This window comes from Clostridium celatum (assembly GCF_021412605.1).
GTDB lineage: Bacteria > Bacillota > Clostridia > Clostridiales > Clostridiaceae > Clostridium > Clostridium celatum.
Genome location: NZ_JAJKGM010000101.1, coordinates 1 through 1111 on the forward strand (window position 1 = coordinate 1; position 1111 = coordinate 1111).

At 25.9% G+C, this 1111-nt stretch carries 1 protein-coding gene; it reads left to right on the forward strand.

The features are described from left to right. Positions 1–283 precede the first annotated feature (283 nt). Entirely contained in the window at positions 284–961 is a 678-nt protein-coding gene (locus tag LPC13_RS16695; RefSeq protein ID WP_005215179.1) for a uracil-DNA glycosylase, read from the forward strand. Positions 962–1111 lie beyond the last annotated feature (150 nt).

Genomic DNA, 1111 nt, shown 5'->3' on the forward strand with positions numbered 1-1111 from the left:
GTTTTTAACATCTTTTTAGAAATGTTTTATCGCTCTTAACTGCTGTATATCTTGCTTTAATCAAGTTTTACATTTTGCTATCAGCGACGTGTTTTATCTTAACATCATTCACTTTTTATTATTTCAATATTTTATTATTTTATTCAAGTTTATTATTAATTTTATTATATTTTTCTTTATTTTTCTTTATTTTTCTACTATTGATATACTAGGTAGCGTTTGTGTTATAATTAATTAATATTTGCATTAAATATTGTTAAAACTAAATATCGAGGTGATTATCATGTCAAATATATTAAACAATGATTGGAAAGAGCTGCTAGAAGATGAATTTTCAAAAGACTATTATTTATCATTAAGAAAGTTCCTAGTATCCGAATATAATACTAAAACAATTTATCCTGATAAATTTGATATATTCAATGCTCTACATTTTACGCCTTATAAAGATGTAAAAGTTGTTATTCTTGGTCAAGATCCCTATCATGGGCCTAACCAAGCTCATGGATTAAGCTTTTCCGTTAATCCAGGTGTAAAGATTCCCCCCTCACTATTAAACATATATAAGGAATTAAATTCTGATTTAGGATGCTATATTCCTAACAACGGTTATCTAAAAAAATGGGCTGATCAAGGAGTTTTACTTTTAAATACTTCGCTTACTGTCCGAGCTGGTGAAGCTAATTCACATAAAAATATTGGTTGGGAAATCTTCACTGATAAAATTATATCATTAGTAAATGAAAAAGAAGATCCTGTTGTTTTTTTACTTTGGGGAAATAATGCAATAAAGAAAAAAGAACTTATCACTAACAAAAAACATTTGATTCTTTCTTCTGTTCATCCTAGTCCTCTATCTGCATCTAGAGGCTTCTTTGGTAGTAAACCATTTTCAAAGATTAATAATTTTCTTATATCTATTAACAAAAAACCTATTGATTGGCAAATTGAAAATATTTAATTTATAAATACTAATTAAAGCTTCAATTACATAAAAGGCACACTATATAATTAATATTAATTATATAGTGTGCCTCAGACTGCTGACAAAGTGTCAGTAGTCTTTAATTTTATACAAATATGTAATATAATTTAAAATATATTAATTTAT